Below are 19,535 nucleotides of genomic sequence, written 5' to 3' on the forward strand. Positions count from 1 at the left end.
CGGCGCCAAAGCACCTTCTTTTCCTAATAGTGGCTTTCCACTCTTGAGTTGTTCCAGGGCCTTGTTCTTCACGGCCTCGTAATCAAACCCGAACGGTGTTTCTGTTTTTGACTTCATCTTGATGTGTTAAAGGTTATCTTATTTTTTAACCTTGACACAGTTTATTTTACAGCCTCTCGGGAAGCTGACATTTTTGCCTCAAATGATCTTCCGCATGCCTCAAATGATCTTCCGCATGCCTCAAACGATCTTCCGCATGCCTCAAACGATCTTCCGCATGCCTCAAATCATCTTCCGTAGGCCTCAAACGATCTTCCGCAGGCCTCAAACGATCTTCCGCACGCCTCAAACGATCTTCCGCACGCCTCAAATCATCTTCCGCATGCCTCAAACGATCTTCCGCATGCCTCAACCGATCTTCCGCAGGCGGCAAATGGTCTTCCGTATCCCCCAAACGGTCTTCCGCCCACCGCCTGCACCGCTATCAGGCCATTGATACCTATTGCCGGTGAACACAGGGCGATGTTTTTCATCTTGTGACCCCAACAGTATTAAAAGGCAAATCATGTTAAACAACAAACTTCTCCCGTTGTTGCTAAGCCTGCTGTTGGTTAGCAACTCCTTCTCTCAAACAATTGATAAAGCAAAACTGGACAATTACCTCCGGCTATTAGAGAGCAGTAATAAACTCATGGGCAATGTACTGGTACGCCAGCACAACAAAAACCTGTATTCGCGGTCAGTAGGTTTTTCTAACATAAAAGCGGGTACAAGGGCTAACGGGCAAACAATGTACAGGATTGGGTCCATCACAAAAACCATTACCGCGGTTTTGATACTCAAAGCCATCGAAGAAGGGCGGCTTCAACTTTCAGACAATATAAAGGCTTATTTCCCCTCTATACAACATGCAGAGCAGGTTACGGTAAACCAACTGCTTAACCACCACAGCGGCATCCATAATTTTACAGGTGGCAATTACCTTGGCTGGAATACACAACCTAAAAACCGGCAAGACCTTATTGACACTATCGCTAAAGGCGGCAGTGATTTTCCACCAGGTACCAAAGCATCGTATAGTAATTCTAACTATGTACTGCTTTCTTTTATTCTTGAAGATATTTATCATTCCACCTACGGTGAAATACTGAAAGCCAAAATAACCGAACCCCTGCAGTTAACACGTTTTCAATTGGGAGATAAAATGATTGATCCCCAAAGCAAATCGCTGTCTTATAACTTTACGGCGGGGTGGGATGCCGCTGTGCAGACAGACCTTTCCATTCCCCTTGGGGCCGGCGCCATTGTTGCTTCGGCAGATGATTTGGCAAAAGTGCTGGAAGCTATCTTCCAGGGCCGGATAATATCCGCAGCGATGCTCGCAACAATGGAAGAACAAACCGATGGAATGGGGCTGGGTGTTTTCCAAAAAAACATACTGGGCCAAAACGCTTATATGCATGATGGCGCCATTGATGGCTTCAACTCTTACTATTACTATTTTCCGCAAGATCAAACACTGTACGTATTACTCTCCAACGCTAAAAACTATAAACTGGAGACCGTGAATGAAACCATCTTATCCATTGTTTTTGATAAGCCGGTTAAGTTGCCGGTATTTAACACCTATGCCGCTACTGCTGAAGACATGCAGCAATACAGCGGCACTTACACCAGTGAAAGCAGCCCTTTGATTATTGACATTTGGGTTAAGAATAATTTTTTACTTGCGCAGCCACATGGCCAAAGAATATATACCATGGAAGCCACAGCAAAAGATGAATTTTTGCATGAAGAAACAAACGTTACCCTCAATTTTGTTCCTGGTAAAAAACAGATGATATTAAAGCAGGGGCCGCAAACAATTGTGTTTACAAAGCAGTAAAAGCCTGGTGTGTGGATGGCGTATCCGGTAAAAACTCCACCTGCATTCACACACCAGTGCTCATCATAACATTACCAGCCCCTACGCTTCGGTAAAAGCTGCATAGCGAACAAGCCGTACAAGAGTGCGACGCAAGTAAAGCCCAATAGTAGTTCCTGCTGCACGGCCCAAAAAAATGCTTTCACCATGCAACAGCCAACCCCCTTCAGGGGATCAACCGTTAGGACACATCTTTTCAACGAAAGAAAGGGAACACGGATGACACGGATTCAATGGATTTTCAGGGTTTTTTTTCGCATGCGAAAACCTTCATTAGGAAATCAGACTTACACGCTAAGAAAAATATGGATTAGCACGGATAATGCTGCATTGCAGCATTAAAAATCCTGCTTATCCGTTCTATCCGTGTCATCCGTGTTCTATTTAATATTTGTGTACACACGATAGCCTTCAGGGCATGGGGGTGGCGCCCACCCTTACTCGCAGTTGTTGTTCCATTTCTGGTCGAGCGATGTACCGTAAGATTTAAAGCATTTGGCAGGTGGCGTATTAAAAGATTCGCTGAATGTAGTTCGCCATACTTCCCATGCTAACCCGGTTTTTCCCTCGCCCTTTACTTTAATGCCTGTGGCTGCGGCGGGTATCTCGTACCGTTGTTTGTTGCCCAGGTTCATATTGCCTGTGGTAAAAGTTTTTAATTCTCCGTTAAGTGTGTAAGTAAGTGTGTATTTGGCTACATAACCTGATTGGTTAAAAAAAGTAACCCAGCCATCCGCCTGCGGGGTTGCAACCGCAATGGGTTGGTCAAATACGGTAATTTCTGTTTTATTGCTGCGGGTAGCGGCCCCATCCAGGCTGGAAACATTTTCAACAATCAGCTTGTTGCCTTTAAAGTTGGCCAGCAAATATTTGCTTTGCGAGGCAGACCCGCAATAAAAAACCGGGGTGGTGCCATAAGTGGCGGTAGCACGCCTTGGCGAAGTTTGTTTGCCAAGCCACTTGTGGTAATGGCCAACAAAAACGGCAGATACTTTGTAAGTATCCAGTATGGCCTTAAAGTCGGCGGTTAAGGTGGTCAGCTCATCCGTTGTATAGTAGTCTCCCCAATGCTCGTCAGAATCGTGGTAATTCAAAATAATAATTTTACCGGCCTGGCGGGCAAGTGCCAAATCGGTTTTAAGCCAGCTAAGGGACGAAGTGATTTTTACTGTTTTTCTTTTGGCCGCGCCTATGCTTACGTAGTTACTCCATTCACGTTTGTACAGCGGGTAGTTTTGTAACTGCACAAAGTGTACGTTGCCAATATCCCAGGAGTAGGCAAGGCTGCCGGTAATGGTGGTTACTACATCAGGAAAAGTATAGGAGTCTGATTTCTTGTAATCTGACCTGGTGCTGCCGTTACTCTTAATATGGTCAACCATATATTCCACCATCCTGTTGGCCGAGTTGTTTTCGTAGGTGTCATCAATATTGTTGGCATAATCGTGGTTGCCCAGCCCTGCATAAATGGTAGCGTTTGCCCCTTTATAAATGGAAGTGTATTTGTCAAACTCGGGCGAATGCCCGTAGGCGGTAAGGTCTCCGTTTAAAATAATGCCTTTTACCAGGTTAAGTTCGCTGATAAGGGTATTCATGCTTTTAACATGGTTTTGGTTAAGGGTAGTGGCGTCAGATTCCTTTTCAGATTCGGTTTGTGTTATCTCATCATCTGTTTTATTGGTCCAGGGCCATTGCGGGTCAGATGCGAAGATCATATAAAACCCCGGGTCTTCAACCACGGCATGCATCCTGGTTAACTTCCAAAACTGGCCGCTGTAAAGACCGGTATTTGCTAATTGAAGCCTGTTGTTTTTGCCATCGTTAATAACATCCAGGCTTTTTCCATCGCCCTGCCACATAGTTGTAAAACGGTAGTAGCCGTTGCCCAGCGTGGTAACCTTCCAGTTTTGCCCGGAGTAGCTTCCCGTGTTGGCCAAAATGGGGCTATTATTCTTCCCGTCATTCAATATATCTAAAGATTTTAAGGCGCCTTGCCACTGGTTGGTTAGCCGGTAGTAGCCGTTGCCAATGGGGGTAAATTTCCAATACTGCCCGCTGTAATTGCCCGTGGTGGCTAACTGAAGCTGGTTATTGTTTTTGCCGTCGTTAATTACATCCAGGCTTTTTCCATCGCCCTGCCATTGGGTGGTAAGCCTGTAATAAAAACCGGTATCAACCTGGGCCGTAGCGGCTGTTGAAAAACAAAGAAGAAAAAGAAGCGGCAAGAACGAAGGGTGTTTGCTGTTCATTTTATTAGTGTCAGTGATTATGGTGCTGACTCCGCACTTTTTAAGTTGCTTGGTATGGTCAGTTTTAGGCTAACCCGTTTTTAATTGGCAGGGTTATTTTCCATATCATCACGGTATCAACAAGGGCAGTTGTGTTCTGCGGTAACGAAGGTTTTTTGGGGGTGTCCCCAAGCTGCGCAAGGGGCCGGGCTTTCCGCTATTACTCCGCCACAAGGCCCGGCTGCGAAGGCTTCAGCGGGGTAGCCGCTTCAATCCCTCACCCGAAGGCCGGTTGCCGGTTGCAAGTTGCTGGTTAACGGTCTGTTGTTGGGTAAGGGGCTGAGGATTTTTTAGCTGATAAATACACGGAAAACCTAATACAGCCGTTAACATTAAACTTTGAACAAGAGAACATTGAACAGTTGCCGGGTAGTCAGACAACATCATTCATTGTAACTGCATCATCAGGTTTGGTATGCCTTGTATAAGAACATTCTACTGCTGAAATCACAGTAGTGCAAAAGTTTAATCAGGGCGAATGGAAGAAACGTGCTGTATATCGTTTCTTCCTTGACCTTTTTTGTTACTTTTTTGTGTCAAGACAAAAAAGTAAATAAGTTTTATTTAATACAGGTATGTGCGACACCCAAAACTCACGTTATTTAAGCTACTCCAAGATAAAAACCTTTAAAGCCAAATGCAAGCCTGCTGAACCAGGTTTTTTATAATAGCCGGGCTATAAACAGGTTAGCGTAAAAAAATGTTACCAGGTAATAGTGAAAAATATAGGTTGGCCCCTACGCTTCGGTAAAAGCTGCGTAGCGAACATGGCGTACAAGTGAGTGACACAACGAAGTTTAATAGATGTTACCGCTGCCTGGCTCATAATTACTCCACTCAGGGTATGGGATTGCGTTGCTGTATTAGAATTCCATTAGAATCTGCAACACCGCAATCCGGCGGCCTGCGCCTGCCGTAAATACATTATTCCTTCACCAAAATCAAGCTAACATATGAAACCAATTCTATCCGCAATGCTATGGTGCTTAGCCATTATTGCCATTAATGGTTGTAAAAAACACGATTTTCCTTTTCCCGGCAACAAAACCTTCGACCTTGAATTTTACGGCCTTACCGAAGGCAATACGCTGGTAAAGCTGCACGGCAAAAAACCGGGTCAGTCTTACTCGCCGGTATCCGTTACCGGTTTGCAGCAGGGAGAAAAGCTGCTGGCTATTGACTTCAGGCCGGCAACAGGCCAGCTTTACGGGCTGGGTAACAGTAACAGGCTGTACATTATTAACCATGTTACCGGCGCAGCAACCGCCCTTGGCACTGAGGCTTTTACGCCGGCCCTTAACGGCACGGTAGCCGGCTTTGATTTTAACCCCACTGTTGACAGGATACGCGTTGTAACCGCTAACGGCCAAAACCTGCGGCTGCACCCGGAACTGGGCACGGTTGCGTTTGTTGACGGCAACTTAAACCCGGGTACACCTGCCGTTAATGCAGTGGCGTATCTTAACAACTTTGCCGGTGCAACGGCCACCACCTTATTTAATATTGATGTAGCATCAGGAAAACTATACCGGCAAGACCCACCCAACAACGGCACCCTTGTAGAAGTAGGCAGCCTTAACGAAAACATTAGCGGCGAGGGCGGGTTTGATATTTCGCCGGACAACAAATACGCTCTGGCGGCGTTGGGCAAGAGCGACAAAAACGGCGCAAAACAAATGCTTTATCATGTGGATTTAAACAGCGGCAAACTGTCTGGCATTTGCGAACTGGATAAAAAAATCATCGGCCTTGCCATACCCACTAACCCGGTAGCTTATGCCGCGGATGGCTCCAACAACCTGCACATTTTTAACCCTGCCATGCCAGGCACAACCATCAGCAAACCCATTAGCGGCATGCAAAGCGGCGAAACGGTTGCGGGGCTTGATATGAGGCCTGTAACAGGACAATTATATGCACTGGGCAGCACCAACAGGATATATACTATAAACACGGCCACAGGCGGGGCAACCGCTATCAGCGCTACGCCGTTTGCGGCTGTTGCTGCAGGTGTTAGCTATGGTTTTGATTTTAATCCTGTTGTTGACAGGATCAGGGTTGTAAACAGCAATGGCGCTAACATGCGGGTACACCCGGTAACCGGTGAACTGGCAGCTACTGATGCCAATCTTAACCCCGGCAGTCCTGCTGTATCTGCGGCTGCTTACACCAACAGCTTTCCCGGAACTACTTCAACAGTTTTATTCGATATAGACCATGCCGCGGGTAAATTGTATAAGCAAGACCCTCCTAATAACGGCACGTTGGTAGAAGTGGGCAGCCTCGGGGTGAGTATTAATGCATCCAACGGTTTTGACATAGGTGGCAGCAGTAACAACGCCTGGGCCCTGCTAACTTCGGGCGGCAATACCAAACTGTATTCCATCAACCTTTCAACAGGTAAGGCACAGGCTACGGGCAGCTTCCCGGTACAGGCCACCAGTTTTGCAGTGGGTGCAGGATTCTAACTATTCCATGTTAACCGGAAAATCTCATAAGAAACAGGGTTAAAGCGGCCGCTTTAACCCTGTTTCTTTATCATCTGTGTTGGCTGGCCTTAAAGTGGCAGTTATCATTTTAGCCATACGGTTATGCAAGGCGAAATTGCGTGTGCTGTTATTGTGGTATAGCCTCCGCAAATATTTCATGGCCTGCCAGGTTATAGTAAGTGCAGGTCATGGCTGCCATGCTAACAACCCATTTTGCAATGCCGGATATGGCACAGTCGTTACAAAAAGTTGGATAATCTGTTTGGCCTTGCTGGTGCGCTTTCAGGCGGGCTTTAAAATTTTCCGCATCGGTTTCGGTAGATATTACCTGGGGCGGGTACCCGGCAGGTGATGACGTGCTGTAATTATCATTTCCAAAATAGCTGGTGTGCCCGTCTTCCACAAAAGTTTCATATTGGGTTACACCCAGCGTTTTTAAGTCGCCTATGTAAGCCGGAAAATCTGCGCCGGATTTTACTTTCGAATGGGCGCTTTTAATCTGTTCAATGGTAAACATGGTACTTGTTTTAATTGCATTGATAAGGTTACAACACAAAGATGCGGCAGTTAAAAATTGTGAAGCTGTAAAAAATAGTTTTCTCAAAAAGTCTTACGTAAAGCGCCGGTTTCGATTAAACGCAGTGCTAAGGATTCCGGCACTTATCCTGGGATTTACCGTTTGTTCGGGCTTGTAATAAAGATTATTGCGCCACAAGTTTTCCTTTATATACAACCTGTCCGTCTAAACTAATGGCGTAGAAATAAACACCCCTGGCTAAGATGCCTGGGTAGATTTCGTTGGAAATATCCGGAAGGTTGGCCTGAATAAGTTTTTTGCCAAGTGAGGAATACAGGATAAACTGGTAGTTGTTTAATTGTGAGGTAAGTATTTTGATGGTTTGTCCGGCTCGCAAAGGATTGGGAAAAACAATAAAATTCTTATTGTTTAGATAGTTAACCGTTTGTATATCACTGCTGATAGAACGCCCATCGGTTAATACAACCCGCAAACGGTAAAGGTTTAAGCCCTGCGTAAGGGAGTCGTCTGTAAAGGTATAAGAAGTGCTTGTTACGGGTTGCCAGGTGGCCAGGTTCTTTATTTGGGTACCGTATTGCTTTTCCAGGGTAACATATCTCAAATTAATATTAGTACCTAATTCTATGCGCACCAAAGCTGTTGAAGGGGTTGCCAGGTCTGCAAGAAAACTGCGTATATAGCAATCCACACCCTGCGTGGTATAGTCAAAACCATAGGACTTTATGCCGTCGTAGTTTCCTATAACCGGCGAAACTGCATAGTATAATGGGTTACCGGCTTTTGGTATAAGCATAAAGGTATCGCTGGTAATTGCTTTTTGCTCTAGGAAAAATTGCCCAAGTCCGTAAACCCTGTATTGTTGTATGCCAGGCGCCTGTTGCCAGTACAGCAGGAATGAATCGGGGCAGTTAAACCCAACACCTGTGCCGAGCCTTTTGGAAACGGTAAAGCTATCCGAATAAAAATAATTGCCGTTGAACAATACCCGTAACTGCGCTATGCGAAAACTATCTTTTACGGTAAAGGAATGGAGGTTGTTGCTGATGTTTGTTTGCCCCACGTTTTGCCAACCAGCGTTTTTGTTATAGCTTATTTCCAGGCGGGCCTGTTCGTCAGCAAGGTTAGATTGCCACCTTACAGTATTTATATCCCCGGCAGCAAGGTTATCGTTTTTAGTAGGGTAAAGCCACGTAAAACTGTTAAGGGTATCCCACTGGTAGGCAATAGCAAAAGCCTGCCTGCCCTGTGGTACATCCCGGCCAGATACCTGTACCTGGTAAGTCGCGGCGCCAGGATGAAGAATGGTTACCTGCTCTACATTATTCAGGCTGTCCCTGCCGGGCCGGGCCTGTTGTTGCAAAGAGTCTTTTAATGGAAATGCGTTTAAAACAAGCGGCTGGTGTATTTCGTTGGTTAATGTATTTACAAGTTGCAGATCAAGATCGTTCACCAGTGCCTTATAACTGTTAGGAGTAGCTGGTGGGTCGGCCCAGCAAACCAGCACTTTAAGGTTAACTGCATTTGCAGGTAGTTGTAAGCTGTATTGTTTTGTCTCGCCGGTACTTAATGAGTCAAAAGTAAAGTGTTGTGCCTGGTTTTCCTCTAAAGCCCGTAAGGCATTTAAACTTCCAAAACCAGATTGGTAGTCAATACCCTTTGCGGCAACGTCATCCGCCGTATTCAGCAGCAGGGCTTTTACAATTGGGCCTGGTGGTAAATGGCCGTGCTTCTGTTTATATGCTTGCTGCAGCAGTAACGCTGTACCTGATACAATAGCCGCTGCTCCCGAACTGCCGTCGGTACCGTAGGCTACAAGTTCTGGCTTTACCCTTCCGTCAAATGCCGGCCCTCTTGAGCTAAGCGGCAAAACATGGTAAAAAGAATCTATGGAGCCAACCGTAATAATGTTTTTGGCCATTTTAAAGCTGCCTGTTATGTTGGCATAGTTTGCAATCCCTTTGTAAACGCCCGTATCACTGGTTTTGTCGCCGGAATTGCCCGCGGAAAAAACATGCACCAACGAGGGATGCCTGGTGGCTGTTTCGTCATAAGCCGCGGCATCTGCTCCGTAGTAGTTTTCTATGCCGGTGCCGTAAGAATGGTTTTGGACTGAGATACTGTAATTACTGTAAGTATCATCACTATCCGGCAGCAGGTTGGTAAAATCTGACGAGGTAAGATTGGCCCTGTATGCCACGCCTTTGCCGGTATAATAGCTATTGCCGGCGCCGCCAATAAGGGTGGCCATGATGCCTGCATGGCTTTCTGTAATACTTGACGCCAGGCCTGTGGAAATATAGCGGTTGGTTAAATCCACATCCGTTGTGTCAAATAGATTTTCTTTGATGGAAGCTGTAAGGCTGTCCCCTGCTATAGCCGGGTACAAGGAATGGGCCGCAGTTATTTTGTTGGTGGATAAATCCATTCCGTTCAGCACCGTTTCAACCACAGGGCTTTTGTGGTTGTCAATAAACAAAACATTATCATCAGCAAGTAACCCGGCGGGCAAAACAGATTGTTGTGCCGAAACGATATAACTGTTTTGGTAACTGTAAAGTACTGTAAGCTTGTGTTTGTTTAAAGTGTTAACCTTACGGTTCAGCAACCTGATTAAGTATTTCCCTTTGCCCGTTGGGCTTGTTGAAAACCGGGGAGATAGCTTCCATTTGTTATTGGCAGGAAAAAGAAACCTGAGATGATTTCTTATGCTGTCTGTTAAGCGTTCAACATGTATTATCGCTAAATTCTTGCCTAATCTTCTTACGATTGAAAATTCTTCAGGCCGGCAAAACACGTTATCGCTGTTAAGTCCGGCAATATAGTAATGTTGGCCTGCGGGTAAAGAGTCTTTTAAATCATGAAGAGCATAATCCTTCACATACTCCTGCTCTGTAACCTGGGCATGTAAAAGCAAACAGCAGAAAGAAAATAGTAAACAGAATATGGCCGGTTTATTCATAATTAGTGCTAAGCCTCAAAACACGACATGGCGACTTTGAGTCTGAATCTGTGGCTGTGAAAAATACATGCGGAAATATAATGACTTTAGGCACAAATACCGCCTGGTATAGCTTTTTTCGCCAATCTCCATTTTTTTTATACAAACCGGTTAAAAATTGCTGCAAAAGGTCTTTATCCTTAAATTTTTTTATCCTCTTCTTCTAAAATGTTTTACAGCAATTAATCATGCAACAATGTTGCTTTTTTGAAGATTTATAATAAAATGTTAAAGGGTTAATTTGAGTGTTCAATTTTTAATTCCAAATCAAGACACAATGAGAAAGATCTTATCCTCAGCCGTGCTGGTGTTATTAGCCGGTGGTATTTTAAGTTCATGTACCAAAAACAATTCTGAACCCGCGCCTGGCAACCGTATTAGCCAGGAGGCCCTGGATGGTATTTATAACCTGGGGTTCAGTAATAAAGATGTAACGCTGGATGAAGACGGCAGTTACATTGTGGAAGGCGATATAAGTATTTCGCCCAAAGACTTAAAAACAAACCCGGGTTACCAATTGCTGCGTATTGCCAATACAGAACAGTACCGCACTTTTAACCTTGTTACCGGTTTGCCCAGGGTAATAACCGTACGGGTAGATTCAAAGCTGCCCAGCTCTTATGTTGCCGCTACAGATGAAGCTTTAAGCCGGTACAATGCTTTGGGTTTGCGCATCACTTTTCAGCGTGTAAGCTCTAACGCGTCTATTACGCTGGTAAAAGGTAATGGCAGTTATCTTGCTTCAGCAGGCTTTCCCACCTCTTCCGGACAGCCATACAACCAGGTAAAGGTAAATTCCCGGGCTATAGGTAATCAGCCACAGGCTACTGTAGCCAGCATTATTGCACACGAGATAGGGCATTGCATAGGCTTTCGCCATACAGATTATATGGACAGGAGCTATAGCTGCGGTGGTTCTCCAACTAATGAAGGCGCTTCCACAGTAGGTGCGGTTTATATTCCGGGTACAGCCAGCGGGCCAGACCCCAATTCCTGGATGCTGGCATGTATCGGCAGCGGCGATAACAGGCCCTTTAACGCTAATGACAGAACGGCGCTTAATTATCTCTACAAATAGTAGTTTGCAATCATACACCATGCGGCCCCGTATAAAAGTGCGGGGCTGTTTTATTAACGCCTGCCGGTATAAAAGATAAGGGCGCCTGCTTAAGGCACCGGGCAAAACTACGTTCGCAACCTTCGTCAAAGCAACATTTGGTTGCTCTTTCCCGGTTGTGCTACTACTCTGCCACAAAGCCATGCTGCTAGCTTCGGCGGGGTAACCGCTTCAATCCCTGGCGCGGTGACAATACCATGCTACTGATAACATTGCCTTAAAAGGGGAAAAATTGGTGCATATTTTATCCTGCGGGCAGTAAAGCAGTAAGAGTTTCGTTTTATAAGTGCAGTATGCAAAACAGTTTTAGCAGCCTGCCCAACTGTTGCAAATCAACAAAGCTGCCTGTGTTCTTTTAGCAGGAAATCAAGCCGGTTAAGCAGTGTAATAAGGGAGTTGTCTTTTATCTTATTGATAAAGTATCCTTCGGTTACCTTGTCAGTCCAGATAAAGTAGGTGATACATTTAATGATGTAGGGCAGGCTTAGGTTATTAGTATGAATATAATCCGCTAAAGACTGGTAACCAACAGCGTCTTTTTGCACTTCTGTATAATCCGTATCAGCAAGCGCATGTTCGCAAAAAACAGAAATAAATCGTTCCGCGGTTTTTTTAATGCCTTTATCTATATGGCCATAAGCCTTGTTAAGCTCGGCCTCACAATTCAGCAGGCCTTCCTTAAAAGAAAGCAGCTTTATAAGCCCGGCAATTTTATCGGTAAAAGCTTCCTGCATAGAGGAACGAAATTAGCTGTCCGTGTGGGCTGGCAAAGCCCGCCGGTCATTTTTATGGTTATTTTAATCTGTTGTTTTCTGCGGAGGGAAAACGTTACTTTTGCGGCGCATTTTGCCCGCCCTGCAAGCGGGTCCATAATTATTGTTTAATGGAATATCGGTGGCGTAAAAACGCCGCTGATGTCTGAAATTGTCAAGTTTATGCCAGTGTTGCACAACCGTGTTTCCAACCAGGAGCTAAAGAAGCGCCTGTTGCAGGAAACAGAAATTCGTTCTACCGTAAGCTTCTATCATTACTTTCCTGTTCAGAACCCGCAATTTTTCAGGGATGATTTGTACAAAAAATTAGTGGAATTAAAAGTCTTTGGCCGCATTTACGTTGCTTCAGAAGGCATCAATGCGCAGGTAAGCGTTCCCCAAAACAACGTGGATGCTTTCAGGCAGGTGCTGTATGCCTATGAACCGCTTAATAATATTCGATTGAACATTGCGGTAGATGATAATGGCAAATCGTTCTGGGTACTTAAGATTAAAGTGCGTGACAAAATTGTTGCCGATGGCATAGAAGACCCTTCCTTTAACATGCAAAACAAAGGCCGTTACGTAAACGCGGTTGAAATGAACGAACTGATGGATAAGGATGATACTATTGTTATTGATATGCGCAACCATTACGAATACGAAGTGGGCCATTTTGATAATGCCGTAGAAGTACCATCAGATACTTTCAGGGAGCAGTTGCCCATGGCCGCGGATATGTTGCAGGGTAAGGAAGACCGTAACATCATCATGTACTGTACCGGCGGCATACGTTGCGAGAAAGCCAGCGCTTACATGCTGCACAAAGGGTTTAAGAATGTGTTTCACCTGGAGGGTGGTATTATTAATTATGCCAGGCAGGTGAAGGAGAACGGGTTACCCAGCCGGTTTACCGGTAAAAATTTTGTGTTTGATGACCGCCTGGGAGAAAGGATTACCGACGATGTAATCGCCAAATGCCACCAGTGCGGCAAACCCTGCGATACGCACACCAATTGCAAAAACAATGGCTGCCACCTGTTATTTATACAGTGTGAAGAATGTGCAAGGCAATACGAAGGTTGCTGCAGCACAGAATGCCACGATACCATACACATGCCGGTAGAGCGGCAAAAAGAAATACGCAGCGGTATTGATAAAGGCCGTAATATTTTCAATAAATCAAAAGCCCGGCTGCGGCCAAGGCTCAATGAGAAAGGGTAGCGTACTGCCCCCTGGTGTCATCCGTGTTCCTTTTGTTTCTTCAAAAAATGTGTACACACGGTAGCCCTGGTGCGTATCCCCACGTACCACCATCCTGCTCCGTGGTGCGTGTCCACACGCACCACCATCTCTACCCGGGCCTGCAAAGCCGCCCAATGTACCGAACGATGAACGTAGTGCGACGCAACGATGTCTCCATAAAGTACTATTGCCGGCCACCAAAAAAATACCCCGTGCAAAATGCTCCGGGGCAGCGAAAGTTATCATTAAAGGCTCTAACTCTTCCAGTTAAAAGTTACGTCCACCTCAATATCGGGATGTATGCTTTTAGCTACGGGGCAGGTTAAAGCGGCACGTTCAAGTATGGCTTTTTGCTTTTCGTCAACAACGGTATTGTCAGTAAAATCAAATACCAGCTTAACGCCGCTTATGCGCCTTGGGTCTGAAGCCATAATTTTGGTAATGCCAATTTGTGTGCCATCCAGGTTTACCTGCATGTCCCTGGCCTTAATACCCATAATGGTAAGCATGCAGCTACCCAGGGCGGTTGACACAATATCTGTCGGGGAAAAACGTTCTCCATTTCCCTGGTTGTCCACAGGCGCATCCGTTTCAATAACTGTGTTGCTTTGCAGGTGGGTAGCCTCGGTACGCAGGTTGCCTTTATAAATTATTTGTGAAGTCATTGCCTTATTTTTATCATAAATTTACAAGCATCAAATATACATATCGTGAAGAAGATATTCTTGGTTTTAACGATTAGCTCGGTAGTGTTGGCAGGTTATGGACAAGGTAAAAAAAGCAGGGAGCAAAAACGGCAGGAGAGAAAAGAGAAGATAAACCAATTGGCAAAACAGGAAGAAGAAGGGGCATTGATATACAACAAGCAAGGGGCATTTGGCATAAAACTAAGCACGGATGGATATGGCCTTTTTTACGAGCATGGCCGCTATAAAACCATTACAAAAACTTTTTTATGGTGGGCCGAATTAAGTGAGCGTAAACACTCCAAAGAAGAAAGAAAAACCCCTACCTCTGTTTCCGGCCCGTTTATTATTTTGGGCAACCCCGTTATTTACGGCAAAATCAACAATTTTTACCAGCTTAAACTAGGTATTGGCGAGCAGCGGCTTATTGGTGGCAAAGGCAACAAGAACGGTGTGGCGGTTTCCGCTATCTATGGCGGCGGTTTTAGCGGCGGCTTCTTAAAGCCTTACTACCTTACCATTACCGATGAAAATAACCAAACCCGCGATGTGCGCTACGACGACAGCACTGCCCGTTACTTTAAAGACCCAAGTTATATAGTAGGTTCCGCCGGCCTTTTTAAAGGCTGGGGCAATATTAAGTTTGTACCCGGCGTGCATGCAAGGCTGGCGTTGCGGTTTGATTATGGCCGGTTTAACGAGTTGCTGTCTGCCGTGGAAACAGGTGTAAACGCTGAGTATTACACACAGGACATGCCCATCCTCTTCAGCGTGCCATCCAAAAAGTTCTTCTTCAATGCCTATGTATCCGTTGTATTTGGAAAGAGAAAGTGAGTTAATTTTGAGGCTTAACTGTTCAATGTTTTACTGTTCAATGTTCAAAGTTTTGATATAAAGCTTTAACGTTGAACATTGAACAACTGAACAATCAAACATTCAGAGCAATGCAGGAATTACCAATAGCATCAAACACCGTTATACCAGAAGTGAAAGTAAAAAAGCCGGATTGGCTTCGTGTTAAATTGCCAGTAGGGGAAAGCTATAAGCATGTACGTGGATTGGTTGATACCCACAAGCTGCATACCATTTGCGAAAGCGGCAACTGCCCCAATATGGGCGAATGCTGGGGTGCTGGTACCGCCACTTTTATGATATTGGGTAATGTATGTACCCGCAGTTGCGGTTTTTGTGCCGTAACTACCGGCAGGCCCGACGCGGTTGACTGGGATGAGCCGCAGCGTGTGGCCGAAGCCATTCACCTGATGAAGGTAAAACACGCCGTTATTACCAGTGTGGACAGGGATGAGCTGAGAGATGGCGGCTCCATCATCTGGTACAACACCATAAAAGCCGTAAAAGCACTTAACCCCGGTACTACGCTGGAAACCCTGGTGCCCGATTTTAAAGGCCAGGCTGAGAATATTCAACGCATTATTGATGCCGCCCCGGAAGTGGTTAGCCATAACATGGAAACCGTTGAGCGCCTTACCCGCCAGGTGCGCATACAGGCCAAATACCGCCGCAGTATAGAAGTGCTGCGCATTTTAAAAGAGGGTGGCATGCGTACCAAAACAGGTATTATGCTGGGCCTTGGCGAAACAAAGGAAGAAGTGGTGCAAACCCTGGAAGACCTTGCGGCCGTTAACGTAGATGTAATTACGCTGGGCCAGTACCTGCAGCCTACCAAAAAACACCTGGCCGTACAGCGTTTTGTGCACCCGGATGAGTTTGCCGAGCTAAGGGAAATCGGTTACGAACTGGGCTTTGACTATGTGGAAAGCGGCCCCCTTGTCCGCTCTTCTTACCACAGCGAGCGCCATGTTTTTGAAGGCTACGGCCGTAAAAAATGGATGGAAGAAAAAGAAATGGCCGTGGCTTCATAGCTTCCCTTGCAATTTTTCAATCTCATTTTAGTATAGCCCAATGGGCTAAAATGTTACCGGCCCCGGATACAAATCCGGGGTTGGTATTTTACAATGAAGCATAATACTTAAAGGGTTGAAAAGTAGAATTCAGGGCGCCTGCCGAAGGCACCGGGCTTTCCGCTCATACTCCGGCACAAGGCCCGCCGCACAAAACCTTCACCGGGGTATCCGCTTCAATCCCTGGCGCGGTGGTGACACAGCGTAACCATATTTATAAGACTATATTTTTTAGCTTTTTGAGCTCATTCTTCCTTGTAAGACTGGTTATGTTTGTTTACTTTACAGATTAAGGCAACCGGTTGACCTTTATTTTCGTATTATTTGCCGGAAACCCAAACAAGCCAAACACTTGGAACATATCTTACACATAGTGCAAGGTTGTATTGCCTTTGACCAAAAGTGTCAAAGGCAGCTTTACGAGCGGTACTATGGGTATTCGCTAAAAGTAGTGTTCCGATATATCTACCGGTACGAAAAAGCGGTGGATGTGGTAAATGATGGCTTTGTAAAACTGTTCAGGAATTTCAACAAATTCGAATGTAAAGAGCCCGACGCCCTGGAAAAGATACTTATGGGGTGGATAAGGAGAATAATGATCAACACCGCTATTGATGAACTGAGAAGGCATAACATGATGCCCGAGATTGGCCCATTACCTGAACATGTATGGAACGACCCGGACAATTCAGGGAATGCAGATCAGAAAATTTTGTACAAAGAACTGGTAGCCCAGGTAAAAAAGCTGCCCCCGGCCTACAGAACGGTTTTCAACTTGTTTGTAATTGATGGATATACCCACCAGGAAATTGCCGCAATGCTGGGCATTTCCGTAGGTACGTCCAAATCTAACCTCGCAAAGGCACGGGCACATTTACAAAAATTTATCAATAACGATAAACAGGAAGCTGATTCTTATGCAGCAATTGAATGACGATATGGATGAGTTGTTCCGAAAGGCGGCAGATAATTATCCCCTAAACACGCAAGGTGCAGATTGGGATAAGGTGATGCATGCGATGAACGAACAGCCCGATGCCCCTGATGAAGCCATAACGGATAAAAAGGGTAATAACTACCGCAGGCTGCTGTGGCTGTTGTTGTTGCTGCCCGTTATATGGATTTGTAACAGGTTTACAGGAGGTACTGATAACGCCGTTGCCCCAAATGAAACAGTGGCCGCAAAAGCAAAAGATACCGGCGAAACCGCGGCGAACACAACAGTGCAGGAAAATGAAGCAGGTGTAAACAAAACTCAGCCACAACCGGATGAAAAGCCTGGTGCAACTGTTACCCCGCCGGAAGGTGTAGATGCCGGAACAGGAACAAATGCTTCCCAGCCAAGGGCAGACAAAACTTTTACTGCCAACAGTACTAAACAAACCACTGTAAAAGCTAACCGACAAAATACAATAGCGAAAGATAATGTCACAAAAAGTCCTGCCGGTATTGTTGCCGAAGAGGAAACAAGAGCAGGCGTTATTAATGCTGAAAAAAAGACTGGCCCTGCCGTAGAACAACCTACAAACACATTGAAACCACAGAATGATACGCCAGCCGCTGATGTTACCGCGACAACCCTTGCAAATCAAATAGCGGATACCGGCAAACTTTCTTCTGCCACCAGCGATTCAACAGCAACAAAAGACAGTACTGCACTAACTACACCGGTAATAGCAAAGAAAAAACCGGGAAAACCTGCTGCCGGTAATCACTTTTACGTGGGGCTTTTTACCGGGCCTGATGTAAGTACAGTTAAGGCGCAGCGCATGAGCCTCGGTTATGGTACTGGTGTAATGCTGGGTTATCGTTTTGCCGGGCGCTGGGCAGTAGAAACAGGGCTTTTTTGGGATTACAAAAAGTATCACACCGAAGGCAAGCATGTAAACACGGAAAAACTTGACCTGCCCTACCACAGCATGGTAATTAATGCCGATGGGGTATGTTACATGTTTGAAATACCGGTGAACGTAAATTACTACTTTGGCAAAAAAACCGGTTATAACTGGTTTGTAAGTGCCGGATCCTCCTCCTACATTATGAATAAGGAAGATTACAGCTATCTCTACGAGCGGTACAACAACCAATACAGCGGCAGCCGTAACTATTATACTTCTTCCAGTGACTGGTTTTCTATGCTTAACCTTTCCGCCGGTTTTGAAAAGCAAATTGGTAAATCAGGCAAACTCAGGTTACAGCCTTATCTCAGAATTCCCCTGCGTGGGGTAGGTATAGCCCAACTGCCCATCAGCAGTTCTGGTTTTTATATCGGTTATACCAAAAAGCTCTTCTAAAATGTGTGCTGAGGTCGCACTTAATTAACCCGGTTTTGCGGCTTGCCATCCAGGAAGGCTTTTATATTTTCTTCCGTAATCTGCATAATCCTTATTCTTGCTTCCTTGCTCATCCAAGCGTTGTGCGGGGTGATAATGATGTTCTTCGCGGAAAGAAGCGGGTTGGTTGCAACAGGCGGTTCTGCCGATAAAACATCCACTCCTGCGCCGGCAATAACGCCCTCGTTAAGGGCCTGGGCAAGGTGGGCCTCGTTAATTAGCTGTCCACGGGCAGTGTTAAGCAAAAAGGCTGTTGGCTTCATCAATTGCAGTAATTGTCGGTTGACAAACTGCTGGTTATCGCTTTTTAACGGGCAGTGCAGCGATACCACGTCGCTTTCTTTAAAAAGGCTTTCCAGGTCTCTATATTCAGCCAAATCAGTGTCTTTTTGCCTCGGGGTATAGTACAGCACTTTCATACCGAAAGCCCTGGCGATGATAGCCGTTTGTCGGCCTATGCTGCCAAAGCCAACAAGGCCCATGGTTTTGCCGGCCAGCTCCATTAAAGGCGTTTTGCTGTAGCCAAAATCTTCGCAGGCTACCCAGCCGCCCGCTGCTACAGATGCCGAATTTTTTCCAACGCCATTGCTTAACTCCAGCAGCAGTGCAAAAGTGTGTTGCGCAACGGAGTCGGTACCATAATCCGGTACATTGCAAACGGCTATGCCCTGCGCCGCCGCGGCAGCAGTATCTACAATATTGTAGCCTGTGGCGGTAACGGCAATTAGTTTTAAGTTGGGTAATGCGGCTAAGGTTTCTTTGCTAAAAGGCACTTTATTGGTTATGGCTATCTCCGCTTCTCGGCACCTTGCAGCAACATCCGCGGCGGGAGTACGGTCATAATTAATTACTTCGCCTAAGTTTTCTATGCCCTGCCAGCTAAGGTCGCCAGGGTTTAATGTATAGCCATCCGTTATAATTATTTTCATGCTCTTCTATTTTTGAAGTGTTGGCAAAAGCCGGTTGGGAAGGATAAAAGTAAACAAGCTTGCTGGTAAAATGCATGATGTTTAATGTTCTCTTGTTCAAAGTTTAATGTTAAAGGCTGTGTTAGATTTCCCTGTATTTATCAGCTAAAAAATCGTCAGCCTCTTACCCAACAACAGACCGGTAATAGTTCAATGTTCTCTTGTTCAAAGTTTAATGTTAAAGGCTGTATTAGATTTCCCTGTATTTATCAGCTAAAAAATCCTCAGCCTATTACCCAACAACAGACCGGCAACAGTTCAATGTTCTCTTGTTC

The 19,535-nt window shown here is 45.5% G+C and carries 15 protein-coding genes; 9 read left to right on the forward strand and 6 right to left on the reverse strand.

The annotated features are described in order from the left end of the window. Positions 1-151 precede the first annotated feature (151 nt). Positions 152-496 carry a hypothetical protein gene (locus F0364_RS27675; RefSeq protein WP_153801072.1) on the forward strand — a complete coding sequence of 115 codons (345 nt, stop codon included), beginning with the start codon at positions 152-154 and terminating at the stop codon, positions 494-496. 69 nt (positions 497-565) lie between these two features. Continuing rightward, entirely contained in the window at positions 566-1,885 is a 1,320-nt protein-coding gene (locus F0364_RS27680; RefSeq protein WP_153801073.1) for a serine hydrolase domain-containing protein, read from the forward strand. A 476-nt stretch (positions 1,886-2,361) separates the two neighbouring features. Here the strand turns inward: F0364_RS27680 and F0364_RS27685 are convergent, their stop codons facing one another. After that, a complete protein-coding gene (locus tag F0364_RS27685; RefSeq protein WP_153801074.1) occupies positions 2,362-4,173 on the reverse strand; it encodes a thiol-activated cytolysin C-terminal domain-containing protein in 1,812 nt (603 codons plus the stop codon). A gap of 992 nt (positions 4,174-5,165) precedes the next feature. Here F0364_RS27685 and F0364_RS27690 point away from each other — a divergent pair. Continuing rightward, positions 5,166-6,680, forward strand: a complete 1,515-nt coding sequence (locus F0364_RS27690; protein ID WP_153801075.1) for a DUF4394 domain-containing protein — start codon at positions 5,166-5,168, stop codon at positions 6,678-6,680. 148 nt (positions 6,681-6,828) lie between these two features. Here the strand turns inward: F0364_RS27690 and F0364_RS27695 are convergent, their stop codons facing one another. Both F0364_RS27695 and F0364_RS27700 read right to left on the reverse strand, forming a co-directional pair. Beyond that, positions 6,829-7,218 carry a DUF1398 domain-containing protein gene (locus tag F0364_RS27695; RefSeq protein ID WP_153801076.1) on the reverse strand — a complete coding sequence of 130 codons (390 nt, stop codon included), beginning with the start codon at positions 7,216-7,218 and terminating at the stop codon, positions 6,829-6,831. Positions 7,219-7,402: 184 nt separating this feature from the next. After that, the gene (locus F0364_RS27700; protein WP_153801077.1) at positions 7,403-10,198 is read right to left on the reverse strand and encodes a S8 family peptidase; all 2,796 of its coding nucleotides are present in this window, start codon (positions 10,196-10,198) and stop codon (positions 7,403-7,405) included. 316 nt (positions 10,199-10,514) lie between these two features. Between F0364_RS27700 and F0364_RS27705 the strand changes: the two genes are divergently transcribed. Beyond that, positions 10,515-11,315, forward strand: a complete 801-nt coding sequence (locus F0364_RS27705; protein ID WP_153801078.1) for a M57 family metalloprotease — start codon at positions 10,515-10,517, stop codon at positions 11,313-11,315. A 371-nt stretch (positions 11,316-11,686) separates the two neighbouring features. Here F0364_RS27705 and F0364_RS27710 read toward each other — a convergent pair whose 3' ends face one another. Then, positions 11,687-12,088 carry a hypothetical protein gene (locus tag F0364_RS27710; RefSeq protein ID WP_153801079.1) on the reverse strand — a complete coding sequence of 134 codons (402 nt, stop codon included), beginning with the start codon at positions 12,086-12,088 and terminating at the stop codon, positions 11,687-11,689. A 180-nt stretch (positions 12,089-12,268) separates the two neighbouring features. Between F0364_RS27710 and trhO the strand changes: the two genes are divergently transcribed. Next, positions 12,269-13,330 carry an oxygen-dependent tRNA uridine(34) hydroxylase TrhO gene (gene trhO / locus F0364_RS27715; protein WP_235921333.1) on the forward strand — a complete coding sequence of 354 codons (1,062 nt, stop codon included), beginning with the start codon at positions 12,269-12,271 and terminating at the stop codon, positions 13,328-13,330. 275 nt (positions 13,331-13,605) lie between these two features. Here the strand turns inward: trhO and F0364_RS27720 are convergent, their stop codons facing one another. After that, positions 13,606-14,016 (reverse strand): OsmC family protein, encoded by a 411-nt coding sequence (locus tag F0364_RS27720; protein WP_153801080.1) that lies wholly within the window; start codon positions 14,014-14,016, stop codon positions 13,606-13,608. A gap of 45 nt (positions 14,017-14,061) precedes the next feature. On the opposite strand from F0364_RS27720, the gene F0364_RS27725 reads away from it, so the two are divergent. The 4 genes from F0364_RS27725 to F0364_RS27740 all read left to right on the forward strand — a co-directional run bounded on the left by F0364_RS27725 (position 14,062) and on the right by F0364_RS27740 (position 18,253). Further along, positions 14,062-14,871: a hypothetical protein gene (locus tag F0364_RS27725; protein WP_153801081.1), complete on the forward strand. Its 810-nt coding sequence runs from the start codon at positions 14,062-14,064 to the stop codon at positions 14,869-14,871. 110 nt (positions 14,872-14,981) lie between these two features. Then, positions 14,982-15,920, forward strand: a complete 939-nt coding sequence (lipA, locus tag F0364_RS27730; protein ID WP_153801082.1) for a lipoyl synthase — start codon at positions 14,982-14,984, stop codon at positions 15,918-15,920. Between the two features lie 391 nt (positions 15,921-16,311). Beyond that, the gene (locus tag F0364_RS27735) at positions 16,312-16,893 is read left to right on the forward strand and encodes an RNA polymerase sigma factor (protein ID WP_153801083.1); all 582 of its coding nucleotides are present in this window, start codon (positions 16,312-16,314) and stop codon (positions 16,891-16,893) included. Beyond that, positions 16,877-18,253, forward strand: coding sequence for an outer membrane beta-barrel protein (locus F0364_RS27740; protein ID WP_153801084.1), 1,377 nt, complete (start codon positions 16,877-16,879; stop codon positions 18,251-18,253). Before F0364_RS27735 ends, F0364_RS27740 begins: the two co-directional genes overlap by 17 nt. A 20-nt stretch (positions 18,254-18,273) precedes the next feature. On the opposite strand, the gene F0364_RS27745 is transcribed toward F0364_RS27740, so the two are convergent. After that, the gene (locus F0364_RS27745) at positions 18,274-19,221 is read right to left on the reverse strand and encodes a D-2-hydroxyacid dehydrogenase (RefSeq protein WP_153801085.1); all 948 of its coding nucleotides are present in this window, start codon (positions 19,219-19,221) and stop codon (positions 18,274-18,276) included. Between the last annotated feature and the right edge of the window lie 314 nt (positions 19,222-19,535).

This window comes from Foetidibacter luteolus, assembly GCF_009650435.1.
In the GTDB taxonomy this organism is placed as follows: domain Bacteria; phylum Bacteroidota; class Bacteroidia; order Chitinophagales; family Chitinophagaceae; genus Foetidibacter; species Foetidibacter luteolus.

Coding starts and splice junctions, on each gene's coding strand:
- F0364_RS27680 (WP_153801073.1), top strand. CDS start 566: ATGTTAAACAACAAACTTCTCCCGTTGTTGCTAAGCCTGCTGTTGGTT.
- F0364_RS27685 (WP_153801074.1), bottom strand. CDS start 4,173: ATGAACAGCAAACACCCTTCGTTCTTGCCGCTTCTTTTTCTTCTTTGT.
- F0364_RS27690 (WP_153801075.1), top strand. CDS start 5,166: ATGAAACCAATTCTATCCGCAATGCTATGGTGCTTAGCCATTATTGCC.
- F0364_RS27695 (WP_153801076.1), bottom strand. CDS start 7,218: ATGTTTACCATTGAACAGATTAAAAGCGCCCATTCGAAAGTAAAATCC.
- F0364_RS27700 (WP_153801077.1), bottom strand. CDS start 10,198: ATGAATAAACCGGCCATATTCTGTTTACTATTTTCTTTCTGCTGTTTG.
- F0364_RS27705 (WP_153801078.1), top strand. CDS start 10,515: ATGAGAAAGATCTTATCCTCAGCCGTGCTGGTGTTATTAGCCGGTGGT.
- F0364_RS27710 (WP_153801079.1), bottom strand. CDS start 12,088: ATGCAGGAAGCTTTTACCGATAAAATTGCCGGGCTTATAAAGCTGCTT.
- trhO (WP_235921333.1), top strand. CDS start 12,269: ATGTCTGAAATTGTCAAGTTTATGCCAGTGTTGCACAACCGTGTTTCC.
- F0364_RS27720 (WP_153801080.1), bottom strand. CDS start 14,016: ATGACTTCACAAATAATTTATAAAGGCAACCTGCGTACCGAGGCTACC.
- lipA (WP_153801082.1), top strand. CDS start 14,982: ATGCAGGAATTACCAATAGCATCAAACACCGTTATACCAGAAGTGAAA.
- F0364_RS27740 (WP_153801084.1), top strand. CDS start 16,877: ATGCAGCAATTGAATGACGATATGGATGAGTTGTTCCGAAAGGCGGCA.
- F0364_RS27745 (WP_153801085.1), bottom strand. CDS start 19,221: ATGAAAATAATTATAACGGATGGCTATACATTAAACCCTGGCGACCTT.